We start from the raw sequence: 15,156 nt of genomic DNA, 5'->3' as shown, positions 1-15,156 counted from the left end.
TATGGATATATAAGGAATGTCAACAAGTATTTATGATTCCACATATTATAGTTCAATCGCTTACGCATGGCTGCAATGATTTTAGATGAATATAACATCCGAAAAGAAGTTAAAAGTAGCAATTACCAATTCAGCACGCTACACTACTGTTAAGGAGAGATATGAGTGGATATTTTTGACGCAGATCGTTTATTTATGAAACAAGCATTAGAGGAAGCTCAAAAGGCTGCCTTACTTGGGGAAGTACCAATTGGTGCAGTACTTGTTTATGAAGGAAAAATCATTGCACGTGCGCATAATTTAAGAGAAACAACGCAAAATGCAACAACACATGCGGAGCTGTTAGTGATTCAAGAAGCCTGCAAAAAAATAGGGAGTTGGCGACTGGAGGATACTACTCTTTATGTTACATTGGAGCCTTGTCCAATGTGTGCAGGAGCCATTCTCCAATCACGTGTACCCCGAGTTGTTTATGGGGCAAGAGATCAAAAAGCTGGCTGTGTAGATTCTCTTTACCATTTATTAAATGATGAACGCTTTAATCATGAATGTGATGTAACAGAAGGGATTTTAGCCGAGGAATGTGGTCAAATTTTAACAGACTTTTTTAAGGCATTACGAGACCGTAAAAAAGCTGAGAAAAAAGCACGATTAGCTTCCAACGATATAAATGGTCATTAAAGAAGGTGCCTCCTAATGAGACACCTTCCTTTTATATTTAAGGGAATGGCGATATATATGAAATATGTCGTAGCAGCGACCATCTTCATAACTAATTTATTGAGCTTGAATAGTGGATTGTGTAAAAACACATTCTCCTTCGATATATGTAGCGAATGGTTTTACATGCATAAGCTGGTTATGTGAAAGCGTCAGCAAATCGTCTGTTAGTACAACAAAATTAGCTTCATAGCCCTCTTTTAACTGACCAACGTTCTCCATACGAATCATCGTCTTGGCATCAGCTGTGTATAGCTGTAATGCCTCCTCTACAGAGATTTTTTCTGCGGTACCTAAATCTGTTCCATCATAGGCTGTTCGTGTAACAGCTGCTTGTATCGTAACAAAGGGATTAGCCGCTTCTGCCCATGATGTAGCAGGCGCATCTGAAGAGAGCGCTGTCGCAATCCCCCTCTTGAGAAATGTTTGTACACCATATAATGTCTGTGTTTTTTCTAGCCCTAGATTCTCTAAATAACTCTCAATTTCACAAAATAAGAAGATGGGTTGTGGCACAAAGCCTATCCCCCATTCAGCAGCTTTTTGCAAGGCACTTTTAGATGGCATGGCTGCATGCTCAATACGAACAGACGGTGCATCTGTTAACCAAGCCTTTTCCTCATAAAATGTGTCGACAATTAGATCAATGGCTCTGTCCCCCATTGCATGAACCACTAATTGAATACCATATTCTTTTGCTACCGCAGCAGCCGCTAGCAGCTCCTCTTTCGAAGTCATCGCTATGCCTTTTTCATCACTTCCCAAAAATGGCTCAGAAACAAGTGCTGTACGGCCTGAAACACTGCCATCCGAAAATAGCTTAATGCCTCCGATATAGGCTCCTGCAGAACGATCAATAGTATTTGCTGTCAACAGCTCATATCGTTGAATATCTTCCCAGATATAATAAACTGCTACGCGTTGCTTAAAACCTTTTTCTCGGGCTTTACGATACAGGCCTAAATAATCAATTGGTGCTACCGTGGCCATTAATTCTGTAATACTTGTTACACCATAGGATGCCAAAGTTTGTGATAGCTTTAGGAGCCTTTTGACAATCTCTTCTTCAGATGGTGTAGGTAAATGCTGTAGTACTAGATTACGTGCATTTTCACGCAGTACGCCTGTAGGTTCTCCATTTTCATCCCGATCGATTTGTCCACCCTGTGGATCAAGCGTATCCTTCGTAATACCTGCGATTGCTAATGCTTTACTATTAACCGATATAATATGACCACATGTACGCATAACAATGACAGGTAACTCTGTAGAGGCACGGTCTAAGTCCTCTTTTAAAGGCGCTCTTCTTTCCTTTAGTTTCCCTTCATCATAGCCCCAGCCTAATAGCCATCCCCGCTGACTTGCATCATAGTTTGCTAATGCATTAATTATATCCTCAATAGAATAAATATATGGAGGTAAACAAGCCACTTGTTCCATAACATCCGCTAACATAATCGGATGCATATGAGCGTCAATAATCCCAGGAATAATGACCTTTCCTTGTACATCTATTATTTCTCCCTGATAGGGGGGTAAATCTTCCTGTTGTCCAATCCAAAGTATCTTTCCTCCTTCGATTACCATAGCAGTCGCAGATGGCTGAATAGTATCTGCTGTATATATCTTTGCGTTACAAATAATTTTCATCATTTTTCAACTCCTATTTCTTCTATACCAAAAGTAGATTTTTCAGGATCTTCTGCTTTCAGCACCTTATGCAAAATAGTACCGATAATAAAGCCAACAATAGATGGCATAATCCAAGCAAATCCACTAGACTGCAATGGTAAATGCATGACCAACTGTGTCACACCAGGTATCGTAATTTCATAGCTAGCAAATGTTTCAACGATGCTTACTAGAAATGCAAATAGTACAGTTCCTTTATAGGCTCCTGCATTTGGTACAAAACGATCAAAGGCTCCCAGTAGCACAAGTACAATAATGACTGGATAAATTACCAAGAAAATCGGCAATGTAATTTCGACGATGGCACCTACACCTAAGGAGCCAATAGTTGCGCCTACTACACACATAATAAAGACCCACGTTCTATAGCCAAGCTTCTCTTTTGTTAGTTCATTTAAAAACTGTGAGGATATGACCATGACGCCAATCGCTGATGTTAAGCAGGCAAAAATAACACATATAGCTAGTAACGCTTTACCCAAATTACCAATGACACTAAAGGCAATGCCCGCTAATAGTTCTGTATCACTGCCAGGATTTGTGATGATGCCACTACTTGTAGCCCCTAAATAGAGCAGGCCACCATATACTGCAATTAACCCTATTGCAGCAATAGCCATTCCACCAAGCGCGACCTTTTTAGATTGTTTCCCTTTATAGCCATATCCAACTATTGCTGCTAAAAAGATTGGCGCACAAAGAATACCTGTTCCCACATCTCCTGTTTGATAGGCTGCTATTATGGAGTTGGCAAAAACCCTTTCTGCTCCTGTATTAATTGCCGCTCCTATTGGGTCTAATACCCCTTTACCAATGAGGATAATAAGTATAAGAACAAGAACAGGCGTCAACCATTTTCCAATCTTATCGATCACATTTGATTGGTCCATCGCAAAGTAAAAGCAAATCGCGAAAAATGCTAATACTGACACAATTAAAGGTACGTTCGGAATAATTTGTGATACCCCTAATTCATGAGTTGTCGCTGACATCCTCGGGATTGTGACAACCATCCCAATACAAACCATCATGACCGTATTAAAGGCTTTATAAAACCAATTTCCGATTGGTCTTGTGAGCGCTTCCACAGTTCCCCCAGTATTATAAATTGCATACACCGCAAGCACAGGTAAAATAACACCTGTTAAGCTAAAGCCCATCAGAGCGGAGATCCATGATTCCCCTGCACTATTTCCTATGGAAGGCGGAAATATTAAATTCCCAGCACCAAAAAATATAGCAAATAAGGCTAGCCCCACGATTATCGTATGCTGCACAACTTTAGACATATCCTCAACCCCTTTATAATCGTTTACAGAAGATTTATCTAAATAATAAAAAATTTAATAACACAAAAAAAGGAGATAAATTTTTATCCCCTTTTTGTAAAATTTTTTTTACAACAATTCATATTTTAAACACTTATATTTTAGTAATTGACGAGATATACCTAAACGTCTAGCTGTTTCCGCTAATCGTCCATCAGTTTCACGCAACTTTTCCGCTATAATTTGACGCTCGTAGGCTTCCGTTAAATCTCGTAAATGTCCAGATTGGTTGTTTTGCATGATCGATTGAGTTGAATGTTGAACATTTTTTTTAATCCTCTCTGGAACATGTTCAACAAGTATTTCATCCCCAAGCAAATTATTATATGCCGATTCAAGGGCATTTTTTAGTTCACGCACATTCCCCGGCCAATGATAGGCATAAAATAACTGAATTACTTCATTACAATAGCTTACATTTTTCTGTAGTGTATGTTCATTGTAAAATTGTATATAAAAATCAAGGATAAGTGGAATATCTTCCTTCCTTAATCTTAGCGGTGGCAAATCAATTTGAAGAACATTTAAGCGATAAAATAAGTCCTCGCGTAGCCTTTTTTCAGCTAATAGTTTGTCCACATCTTCATTGACAGTAGTAATATACCGTATATCCAAGGGCTCACCATTTAACACTTTTATATCTACCGCATGTAAAAGTTTCGCCTGCAAAGATATATCCAATAAATTAAGGTGGTCAATGAGTAGCGTCCCTCCATTAGCCTCCTGTAACTTTCCACTTTTTGCTTCATTGTCCGAGCCGTATAGCTGAGTAAATATATTATCCTCTGTTAATGTTGAGCAGTTCAAAGTAATAAACGGCTTTGTATAGCGTTCACTTTCATTGTGTATGCCTTGTGCGATTATATCTTTCCCAGTTCCAGTTTCCCCAGTTAGTAAAACTGGTGCACTTTTTTGAGCACTACGACGTGCCTTTTCAAGTTGAGTTTTCATTTCGGCGTTTGTTGTAATGTAATCCTCTAAACGATAGGTTGTATGATTATCTCGATATAATTTATGTCCCAGGAAATTATCTAAGTATTTAATTTGCTTAGTTTCATAAAAATGTTTTGAAAATTCAATGGCACCAATGGCTTTTCCATGCTCCATAATGGGATAGGTCGAACTCAGTGATAAATAACTAAAACCGTTCAATGTTGTCAGTTGTTGTTCATAGTATAAAACTGGCTGCCCTGTTTATATGACTTGAAAAACAGTACTTGTCTCAGGTGATAAATTTTGATAATTATCAGTCACTGTGCTGTGAAAAAATTCATCTGGTGTTAAGCCGATTTCCAATAATATATTTAAATCTGCTAAATCATAAAAGATTGCACAGCCTTTATCATCTGTAATTAAAACATTATCAAATTCACTGAAAGCCTGTGCAAATTGTTGCAATTCCATGAATTTCTCCCCCTTGTCCCCATGAATATTACCCATTATAACGAATTTTCAAAAATTATGAGAGATTTCAATTTTAGCAACACAAAAAAGCTATTTTAGAACATCCATAAAGGAATTGTCTAAAATAGCTTTATCTGTCGTTTATTTTGGTGCGATTACTTCTTTACCGCCCATATAAGGTCTTAAAACTTCAGGAATTACTACGCTGCCATCAGCTTGTTGGTAGTTTTCTAGAAGAGCAGCAACTGTACGACCAATGGCAAGACCTGAGCCGTTTAATGTATGCACATATTCTGGTTTTGCATTTGGCTCACGACGGAAGCGGATATTTGCTCGTCGTGCCTGGAAATCCTCAAAGTTAGAGCAAGAAGAAATTTCACGGTACATGTTTTGTGCAGGAATCCAAACTTCTAAATCATATTTTTTCGCTGCAGTAAAACCTAAATCAGCTGTACACATTTTTAACTTACGATATGGTAAGCCTAGTAATTGTAATACTTTTTCTGCATGACTTGTTAATAGCTCTAATTGTTCGTATGACTCCTCTGGTTTTACAAAACGTACTAATTCTACTTTATTGAACTGGTGTTGACGAATTAAACCACGTGTATCACGACCTGCAGATCCCGCTTCTGAACGGAAGCAAGCACTATACGCTGCAAAGCCTTGTGGTAAAGCTTCAGCCGGTAAAATCTCATCTCGATAGAAGTTCGTTACTGGTACTTCTGCAGTTGGAATCATAAAATAATCTGTTTCCTCTAATTTGAATACATCTTCCTCAAATTTCGGAAGTTGCCCTGTACCTGTTAGGCTATCTCGATTAACAATGACAGGTGGTAGCATTTCCTCGTAACCATGCTCCTCTGCATGTAAATCCATCATGAATGTCATTAATGCTCGTTCTAAACGAGCACCAAGACCACGGTAGAATAAGAAACGGCTACCTGTTACTTTCGCGCCACGTTCAAAGTCTACAATTTTTAAATCCGTAGCAAGGTCCCAGTGTGCTTTAATATCAAAATCAAATGTCGGAATTTCACCCCACGTATATTCTTCAACATTGTCGTCCTCTGTTGTGCCTACTGGTACAGATTCATGTGGGATGTTTGGTAAACGCATCATCATATCTTTAAAGCGTTCTTCAACATTATTTAATTGTACATCTAATTCTTTAATTTCATCGCCAACCTGACGCATACGAGCAATGACTTCATCAGCATTTTCTTTGTTGCGTTTCATAACTGAGATTTGTTCAGATACTTTATTGCGTTCTGCTTTTAATTCTTCTGTTTTGGCAATCAATTCACGACGTTTTGCATCTAAGTCTTCAAAGTCATCTAAGTTTCCCAAGTCTTCATTACGTGTTAATAACATCTCTTTAATTTCCGTGAAATTCTCACGGACGCGTTTAATATCTAACATCTTCATACCTCCAATAGTTTCTTCATGATGGAAAATCGTTGCAGCGAAATGAACACAAAAAAGCCCTCATCCCTAAAAAGGGACGAGAGCTACCCGCGTTGCCACCCTAATTGACTAGACATATTTCTGCCTAATCCACTTATTTCATAACGGCATTTCAGCCGGCTACAGCCTACTACATTCACTTCGACTGTGCAACTCCAGGACGGATTCACAAGTGCTTTTATCAGCTTCCACCAACCGCTGACTCTCTAAAAAAAACGTGCTTGCTACTACTTCCCATCATCGTGTTCAGTTATTTAAAATTTAAACATACTGTACTATATGAAAACAAATTTTGCAAGTCATACCATAGAGGTTACAAAATATTCAAGAATTCGTGTATCCTCTGTTAATTCGGGATGAAACGAACAACCCAATAAATGGCCATCTTGTGCCAAGATTATTTTCCCTTCATGTTGTGCAAGAATTTCAACACCTTTACCTACCGCTTCAATATGAGGTGCACGAATAAATACTGCTGGAATCCCTACACCTACTTTAGGAATATCTAGTTGTACTTCGAAGCTATCCACCTGACGTCCATATGAGTTTCTTGCTACAGTCACGTCCATCACAGCCAAATGTGGTTCATCTTCAATTAGATCCTTGGCTAATAAAATTAATCCCGCACATGTACCAAGCATCGGTAATCCTTGCTTTGCAAGTCCACGAATTGACTCTAACAGATCAAATCGATCCAGCAATTTTCTCATTGTTGTGCTTTCTCCACCTGGTAACACAAGTCCATCTAGGTTTCCTAAATCCTTTCTTTGTTTTACTTGAATTGCTTCACAACCAAGAGCTTCTAACATTTGTATATGCTCACGAACTGCTCCTTGTAATGCTAATACACCAATTCGCTTCATGCTACCAACCTCGCTCTTGCATACGCTCGTTGTGTCCAAGCTGTGCAATATCAATCCCCTTCATAGGCACTCCGAGCTCTTTTGATATTTCCGCAATAAGCTTATAGTCTTTATAATGAGTAGTCGCCTCTACAATGGCACGTGCAAATTTTTCAGGGTTCTCAGATTTAAAAATACCTGAACCAACGAAAACGCCATCAGCTCCAAGTTCCATCATTAAGGCTGCATCAGCAGGCGTTGCCACTCCTCCTGCTGCGAAGTTTACTACTGGTAAACGACCAAGACGTTTAATTTCTCTTAATAACTCGAAAGGAGCTCCTAGTAATTTCGCCTCTGTCATTAATTCATCCTCTGTCATTCCTACGACTTTACGAACCTGTGCATTTACTTTACGAATATGGCGAACGGCCTCCACAATATTCCCTGTACCTGGTTCACCTTTAGTTCGTAACATCGAGGCACCTTCCCCGATACGACGGGCTGCCTCTCCTAAATCACGACAGCCACACACAAACGGTACTGTGTATTCACTTTTTAATAAATGGTATTCTTCATCAGCTGGTGTTAAAACTTCACTTTCATCAATATAATCAACACCCATTGCTTCTAAGACACGTGCTTCAACAATATGACCAATACGTGCTTTGGCCATCACAGGAATAGTTACAGCCCCCATCACTTCCTCAACAATACGAGGATCGGCCATGCGTGCAACGCCACCTGCTTTCCGAATATCTGACGGTACTCTTTCTAATGCCATAACTGCTACAGCACCTGCAGCTTCTGCAATTTTTGCTTGCTCTGCATTAATGACATCCATAATGACGCCGCCTTTTTGCATTTCTGCCATTCCACGCTTTACTAGCTCTGTACCTGTTTGTTTCATTTTCTAACCTCCACCTTTATGATGAAGTTTAGTATAATAGAAATTGACCATATCAAAATATCCAGTTTTTAAAATATTTATAGGGTCAGGAGGTTCCAGATCATGGATATGCTTTTATTCCAGCTTGAAAGAGATAGTGATAAACCGCTTTATGATCAGCTTTATAACGGTATTAAAGAAGCTATTATTTCAAAAAAAATAACCGTAGGAGAAAAACTGCCTTCAAAAAGAAAATTAGCTGATTTTTTAAACATTTCCCAAACAACAATTGAAATTGCCTATGCTCAGCTATTAGCTGAAGGCTATATTATGTCCAAATCACGTATTGGCTATTTTGTAGAAGAAATAGATGAACTGCCCTACATTCAACAAGATACTATGGCGTCCATTAATGAATATCCTAAGAAAAAGTCTTACAAAATCGATTTTAATCCAGGATCTATTGATATCGATGCTTTTCCATTTCAAACATGGAGAAAGTATGCAAAAGAGCTTTTTGACGATACCTCAAAGGAGCTATTATTAACAGGGGAACCACAAGGTGAACTGTCTTTACGCACAGAGATTGCTAATTATTTATATCAATCCCGTGGTGTTGTATGCCACCCTGAACAAATTGTTATTGGTTCAGGGACGGAGCAGCTCCTCCCTATGATTCTCCGTCTTTTTAGTGAGGACACCAGCTTTGCATTAGAAAACCCAGGATACCCTGCCGTCCATCGAATGTTTTCGCAGCATAAACGAAAAGTTTATCCAATTGCAGTTGATGAAGAGGGCATAATTATTCATGATCTCGAAAAAACAAATGCTAATGTTGTGTATATTACACCCTCACATCAATTCCCAACTGGGGCTGTATTATCTGCTACAAGACGAGCACAAGCTTTAAATTGGGCGGCACAAAGCACCTCTCGTTATATTATTGAGGATGATTATGATTCGGAATTTCGTTATGCTGGAAAACCAATTCCTGCCCTACACGCATTAGATCGAAACGATAAAGTTATTTACATGAGTACTTTTACTAAATCTTTAATGCCATCCTTGCGAGTAGCTTATTTTGTACTTCCACCTAAACTACTTGCTACTTATAACGATGTCTTTAATTATTATTCATCAACGGTGCCTCGTTTTGATCAGCATATTGTAGCAAATTTTATGGGTGATGGGCATTTTGCAAAGCATCTCAATCGTATGCGTAAAATTTATCGTAAAAAACATGATAAACTAACTTCTATTTTAGAAAAATATTCATCATCCATTAACATTACTGGTGAACAAGCGGGTATGCATATTTTATTAGAGGTTCAACACACATTTTCAGAAAAACAATTACAACAGCTCGCCTCTCAAGCAGAAATCGGTATTTATCCATTATCAGCCTATAGACTAGATCATTATGAATCTTCACAAGCTCAATTTTTATTAGGTTTTGGAGGGATTCCCGTACAAGCAATCGAATCATCCATTGAGCAGTTGATGGATTGCTGGAGTATACAAAAAAATGACCCATCTACGTAGATGGGTCGTTTTATATTAAGTCTCAATTAATTGAATTTGATAATGCTCAAACCAAGTATGAATTTGCCCTAGATAAGCTAAAAGCTGGGGACCTGCCATTAATTGCCCATACCACGGAACCTTAAAAGAGCTACCTCCCGATTCAATTAACTCCGCAAGCTTTTGTCGTTCAAATAGTTCATGCAAAATTGAATTTTTATCATGTAGAATTTCCTTCAACCATTTTTGCACTCCTGCTGTATAGATAGGATGATATGTTTTTGGATAAGGATTTTTTTTACGATATAACACTTCATTCGGCAATAGATGTGCCATTGATTTTCGAAGTAATCCTTTTTCTATTCCATCTAAATTCTTCATTTCCCACGGAATATTCCAGGCATATTCTACAAGCCGATGATCTGCAAAAGGGACACGTACCTCTAAACTTGCCCCCATACTCATACGATCCTTCCGCTCTAATAATGTTTGCATAAACCATAGCATATTTAAGTAGGACATTTCACGATGCTTTGCCTCTGCTAGACCTTCTCCATCTAGCAAAGGAACTTCAGCTATTGTTTGTGTATATAGTTGTTGTGCATAGGCTTCAATTTTTAATTTTTCGTTCCACTTCTCTTGGAGTAATGCACTTCTTTCAGACAATGAACGGATCCAAGGGAAACCAGTAGTCCTATCTTTAAACCATGGATAACCACCAAAAATTTCATCTGCACACTCTCCTGATAGCGCTACAGTAAATTCCCTTTTTATTTCACGACAAAACCATAATAACGAAGAATCCACATCTGCCATACCTGGGGAATCACGAACAATGACCGATTCCACTAATAAATCAATTAACTTTTGCTGAGAGATTTCCTCTGCGTGGTGAGCTGTCTTGAAAGTTTCTGTCATTTTTTGAATCCAGTACGTATCCGTGGAGGTCTGGAAAGAATGTGGGTTAAAGAAGCGCTCATTATCTTCATAATCAATAGAATACGTATGCAATTGATGGTTTTGCTGTTGGAATCTATTTGCTGCAATGCCTGTAATAATACTGGAATCTAGTCCTCCTGAAAGAAACGTACAAATGGGTACATCCGAAACTAGCTGACGTTCTATAGCATCCGTTAACAAAAAACCAACATGTTCAATTGTTTCTCCCAATGTTTCTTCATGTCTACGGCTTTGTAGTTGCCAATACGGCCACTTTCTTAAACCTTCTTCTCTAGAGAATCGCATAGCATAGCCAGGTCGTAATTCTTCAATATTTTGAAAAAGGGTTTTACCTGGCGCTCTAGAAGGTCCTACAGCCATCATACTTGCCAACCCTTCAACGTTTACACATGCTTGAACCGTGGGGTGTGCTAGCAGAGCCTTCACCTCAGATGCAAAAAGTACACCTTCTTGTTGCTCTGTATAATACAAGGGTTTTACGCCTAGTCGGTCTCGACACAAAAATAAAGACTGTGTTTGCTCATCCCAAACACCGAAGGCAAAAATACCATTTAGAAATTCTACACACTGCTCTTTCCATTCAATATAGGCAGTTAATAGTACTTCAGTATCCGATTGTGTTGTAAAGCTGTGCCCTCTTTTTTGAAGTTCCTTACGTAGCTCCTCTGTATTATAAAGTTCGCCATTATATGTAATGACATAGTTCAAACCATCATGGATTTTTTTCATTGGCTGTTTGCCACCGATTAAATCAATAACAGCCAACCGTCGATGGCCAAATGCAATATGCTCACTACACCAAATATTTTCATCATCTGGCCCTCTCTTATTTAATGTTTGCGTCATCGATTTTAATATTGTGTCACTTGTTCTTAAGTCCTTTTGAAAACTAGCCCAGCCTGTAATGCCACACATTTAGCCACATCCTTTCGCCTATTAGCGTATGCTATAGCGTGTAAAAATGTGAAAAAGCACATGAATGCTTAAGTGCATTCATGTGCTCGTATTTAAATATTAAAACAATCCACCAACAAAGTCTGTAATGCCTCCCCATAAATTACCGAAGAAGTTGCCTACACCTTGGAAGAACAATGAGATACCGCTAGCACGCTCTACAGCCTCTGTTGTGACAACATCGGATGAAATATCCTTGCCATCGATAAAGCCGTAATCTGTGCCTTCTGTGCGTTCAATAACGACCTTTCCTACAACAGTGCCTTTTTTAACGTCTGCCTCTAAACTCTTTTTATCTAAAACCAATGTAGGTTTATATAAGTCTTTATCAGAAGACTTAATCATAAATGAAATTGGTTCTTTTACTGCAATCGATACTTTGTCTTCTTTACCTTTTGTCACTTTAACTGTTTTTTGATCTTTGAATGTATAGTTCCCTGGTAAAATTTCTTGCTTTGAGAATTGTGAAAAGCCGTAGTTAAATAATTTCGCTGTGGCATCAAAGCGAGCTTCATAGGACCCTTGTCCATTTGCATCAACAGCTTTCATTACAACTGCAATCAAACGAGTACCATTGCGCTCTGCAGTACCTGTGAAGCAGTGACCTGCAAAGTTTGTTGTACCTGTCTTTAATCCATCTACACCTTGATATTCATACACTAACCCCGGTAACATAAAGTTCCAGTTAGACATTTTAATTGCATCTTCTGTTCCTTCACGGAATGTCTTTTTTGCAATTTTAGATGTTTCTAATACCTTTGGGTGATCTTTTAATAAATGATATGCTAATTTTGCTACAGATTTTGCAGGCATCACATTCTCATCTTCTGGGCCTGTGCCTGATGGATGCATACCAAATAAATCAGCATTATTAAGACCAGTAGAGTTGACAAATTTATAGCCCTCTAAACCAAGTTCTTCTGCTTTTTTATTCATTAACTTTAAAAATTCAGTTTCAGAACCTGCGATCGTTTCAGCAATAGCTACGGTTGCTGCATTTGCTGAATAGATTGCCATTGCCTCATATAACTCACGAATCGTATAAGAGCCATCTCTACGTAAAGGTACATTACTTAATGCACGATTTTGAGACATACGATACGTATAATCTGTTACGTGATATTCTTGATCCCATTTAACTTTCCCTGCATCAATCGCGTCCAATAACAGGTATTCAGTCATCATCTTTGTCATACTTGCAATACCTAGTGAAGTATCTGCATTTTGTTCAAATAAAATTTTCCCTGAATCTGCATCAATTAAAATCGCAGCATCCACTGTTAATCCTAAATCTGTTTCCGCATTTGCCTTTGCAGGAATACCTGCAAAAATACTAAATAATAAAACAGGAATTAGGAGTAAGCGTAATACGGTGTTCATTTTCTTTTTCACCTTTAAAGCCCTCCAAAAAATAATCTTGTCCTCGACATTTTATCATAGATAACAACAAACGTGTTGACTCTCTACCATAAAAAAATGCTCTCGCGCCATCTTTGTAGACGATGCGAAAGCATAAAAGTTGCAAGTAATATATTACATGGAATAGTTTGGTGATTCTTTTGTAATCTGTACATCATGTGGATGTGATTCACGAAGGCCAGCACCTGTCATTCTAACAAATTGTGCATTCTCGCGTAGGTGCTCAAGATGTGGAGCTCCACAATAACCCATACCAGCCCGAATACCACCAATCAGTTGGTAGATTGTATCAGCTAATGGTCCTTTATAAGGAAGACGGCCTTCAATACCTTCAGGTACTAATTTTTTTGCATCCTCTTGGAAGTAACGATCTTTAGAACCTTTTTCCATTGCGCCGATAGAACCCATACCACGATAAACTTTAAAGCGACGTCCTTGGAAGATTTCTGTTTCTCCAGGAGATTCAGATGTACCTGCTAGAAGAGAACCAAGCATTACAACGTTGCCTCCAGCTGCTAGAGCTTTTACGATATCACCAGAGTATTTAATACCACCATCAGCAATTATTGTTTTACCTAGCTCACGAGCTACTGTAGCACAATCATATACTGCTGTAATTTGTGGTACACCTACACCTGCTACAACACGTGTAGTACAAATAGAACCAGGACCGATACCTACTTTAACAACATCTGCTCCTGCTTCAAATAATGCACGTGCGCCTTCTCCTGTAGCAACATTACCAGCGATGATTTCTAGCTCAGGGTAAGTCTCACGGATTGAGCGAATTGTTTGTAATACGCCTTCTGAATGACCATGGGCCGTATCGATTACAACAATGTCAACTTGTGCTTCAACAAGCTTCTCAATACGTACCATCGTATCTTTTGATACACCAACTGCCGCGCCTACTAATAAACGGCCATGTGTATCTTTCGCAGCATTCGGGAATTCAATCACTTTCTCGATATCCTTAATTGTAATTAGTCCAGTTAATCTACCTTCTTCATCTACAATTGGAAGCTTTTCGATTTTATATTGTTGAAGAATTTTTTCAGCATCCTCTAAAGTCGTTCCCACTGGTGCTGTAATCAAATCTTCTTTCGTCATTACATCTTCAATTTTTAAAGAGTAGTCAGAGATAAAACGTAAATCACGGTTTGTAATAATCCCTACTAGCTTTTGATTTTCCATACTATCAACAATAGGAACACCAGAGATTCGGTATTTACCCATTAGATGCTCAGCATCGAAAACTTGATGTGTCGGAGTTAAGAAGAATGGGTTTGTAATAACACCATTTTCAGAACGTTTTACTTTTTCTACTTGTTCAGCTTGCTCATCAATCCCCATGTTTTTATGGATAATACCGATACCGCCTTGACGTGCCATAGCAATCGCCATTTTAGACTCTGTAACTGTATCCATACCTGCGCTGACCATTGGGATGTTTAATTTAATCTTTGGTGTTAATTGAACAGATAAATCAACATCTTTCGGTAGTACTTCGGAATGAGCTGGTACTAATAATACATCATCAAAAGTTAAACCTTCTTTGGCAAATTTAGTCTCCCACATTTTCGTAACTTCCTCCTATAGTTAAAAGAATATTAATTGTAAGATTAACAACGTGGACTGCTACTGTCAAGGAACTTATAAAAGAAAGACAATTCAGATTTTTAACAAATAACAATTAAGATAAACAATACAAATAATTAACTACATTTTCGAGGCATTTATTTGCATTTTTTAAATTCAGAAAACACTTTTGAACAATCTCTTTAGTAGAGTTAAAAGTTATCAAAAGAGAAAGTAAAAAAACAGCCAGCATACAGCTGACTGTTTTGTTTGCCTAGCGACGTCCTACTCTCACAGGGGGAAGCCCCCAACTACCATCGGCGCTAAAGAGCTTAACTTCCGTGTTCGGTATGGGAACGGGTGTGACCTCTTTGCCATCATCACT

12 protein-coding genes, 1 rRNA gene and 1 other annotated feature are annotated in these 15,156 nt (G+C 38.4%); of the genes, 2 read left to right on the top strand and 11 right to left on the bottom strand.

What is annotated here, in order from left to right; translation table 11 throughout:
- The first annotated feature begins 165 nt into the window (after nucleotides 1–165).
- Nucleotides 166–681, top strand: a complete 516-nt coding sequence (tadA, locus tag C7B89_RS21565; protein WP_115674557.1) for a tRNA adenosine(34) deaminase TadA — start codon at nucleotides 166–168, stop codon at nucleotides 679–681.
- Between the two features lie 96 nt (nucleotides 682–777).
- Here the strand turns inward: tadA and C7B89_RS21560 are convergent, their stop codons facing one another.
- The 7 genes from C7B89_RS21560 to pdxS form a co-directional block, all read right to left on the bottom strand.
- The gene (locus C7B89_RS21560; protein WP_115674556.1) at nucleotides 778–2,373 is read right to left on the bottom strand and encodes an amidohydrolase; all 1,596 of its coding nucleotides are present in this window, start codon (nucleotides 2,371–2,373) and stop codon (nucleotides 778–780) included.
- Nucleotides 2,370–3,701 (bottom strand): branched-chain amino acid transport system II carrier protein, encoded by a 1,332-nt coding sequence (gene brnQ, locus C7B89_RS21555; RefSeq protein WP_115674555.1) that lies wholly within the window; start codon nucleotides 3,699–3,701, stop codon nucleotides 2,370–2,372. Before brnQ ends, C7B89_RS21560 begins: the two co-directional genes overlap by 4 nt.
- Nucleotides 3,702–3,809: 108 nt before the next feature.
- The gene (locus C7B89_RS21550) at nucleotides 3,810–4,847 is read right to left on the bottom strand and encodes a sigma 54-interacting transcriptional regulator (protein ID WP_244205750.1); all 1,038 of its coding nucleotides are present in this window, start codon (nucleotides 4,845–4,847) and stop codon (nucleotides 3,810–3,812) included.
- Nucleotides 4,848–4,934: 87 nt separating this feature from the next.
- A complete protein-coding gene (locus tag C7B89_RS23355) occupies nucleotides 4,935–5,144 on the bottom strand; it encodes a hypothetical protein (RefSeq protein ID WP_244205748.1) in 210 nt (69 codons plus the stop codon).
- A 141-nt stretch (nucleotides 5,145–5,285) separates the two neighbouring features.
- Entirely contained in the window at nucleotides 5,286–6,566 is a 1,281-nt protein-coding gene (serS, locus tag C7B89_RS21545) for a serine--tRNA ligase (RefSeq protein ID WP_103117223.1), read from the bottom strand.
- A 75-nt stretch (nucleotides 6,567–6,641) separates the two neighbouring features.
- Nucleotides 6,642–6,861: a binding site (T-box leader), on the bottom strand.
- 49 nt (nucleotides 6,862–6,910) lie between these two features.
- The gene (pdxT, locus tag C7B89_RS21540) at nucleotides 6,911–7,474 is read right to left on the bottom strand and encodes a pyridoxal 5'-phosphate synthase glutaminase subunit PdxT (RefSeq protein WP_115674554.1); all 564 of its coding nucleotides are present in this window, start codon (nucleotides 7,472–7,474) and stop codon (nucleotides 6,911–6,913) included.
- A 1-nt stretch (nucleotide 7,475) separates the two neighbouring features.
- Entirely contained in the window at nucleotides 7,476–8,360 is an 885-nt protein-coding gene (gene pdxS / locus C7B89_RS21535; protein ID WP_036075157.1) for a pyridoxal 5'-phosphate synthase lyase subunit PdxS, read from the bottom strand.
- Nucleotides 8,361–8,462: 102 nt separating this feature from the next.
- Here pdxS and pdxR point away from each other — a divergent pair, with 102 nt between their 5' ends.
- Nucleotides 8,463–9,881 carry a MocR-like pyridoxine biosynthesis transcription factor PdxR gene (gene pdxR / locus C7B89_RS21530; RefSeq protein WP_082148118.1) on the top strand — a complete coding sequence of 473 codons (1,419 nt, stop codon included), beginning with the start codon at nucleotides 8,463–8,465 and terminating at the stop codon, nucleotides 9,879–9,881.
- A gap of 15 nt (nucleotides 9,882–9,896) precedes the next feature.
- Here the strand turns inward: pdxR and asnB are convergent, their stop codons facing one another.
- From asnB to rrf, 4 genes are all read right to left on the bottom strand, one after another.
- Nucleotides 9,897–11,735: an asparagine synthase (glutamine-hydrolyzing) gene (gene asnB, locus C7B89_RS21525; protein WP_115674553.1), complete on the bottom strand. Its 1,839-nt coding sequence runs from the start codon at nucleotides 11,733–11,735 to the stop codon at nucleotides 9,897–9,899.
- Nucleotides 11,736–11,834: 99 nt separating this feature from the next.
- Complete coding sequence (locus tag C7B89_RS21520) at nucleotides 11,835–13,166, bottom strand: D-alanyl-D-alanine carboxypeptidase family protein (RefSeq protein WP_081010913.1); 1,332 nt, start codon at nucleotides 13,164–13,166, stop codon at nucleotides 11,835–11,837.
- 141 nt (nucleotides 13,167–13,307) lie between these two features.
- Nucleotides 13,308–14,771, bottom strand: coding sequence for an IMP dehydrogenase (gene guaB / locus C7B89_RS21515; protein WP_004233999.1), 1,464 nt, complete (start codon nucleotides 14,769–14,771; stop codon nucleotides 13,308–13,310).
- Nucleotides 14,772–15,043: 272 nt separating this feature from the next.
- A 5S ribosomal RNA gene (gene rrf, locus C7B89_RS21510) occupies nucleotides 15,044–15,156 on the bottom strand; the annotation flags it as partial.

Source organism: Lysinibacillus capsici (assembly GCF_003367505.1).
GTDB classification, from domain to species: Bacteria; Bacillota; Bacilli; order Bacillales_A; family Planococcaceae; genus Lysinibacillus; species Lysinibacillus capsici.
Note: the sequence above shows the minus strand (reverse complement) of the source record. Positions and strands in the feature narration are given on the sequence as shown.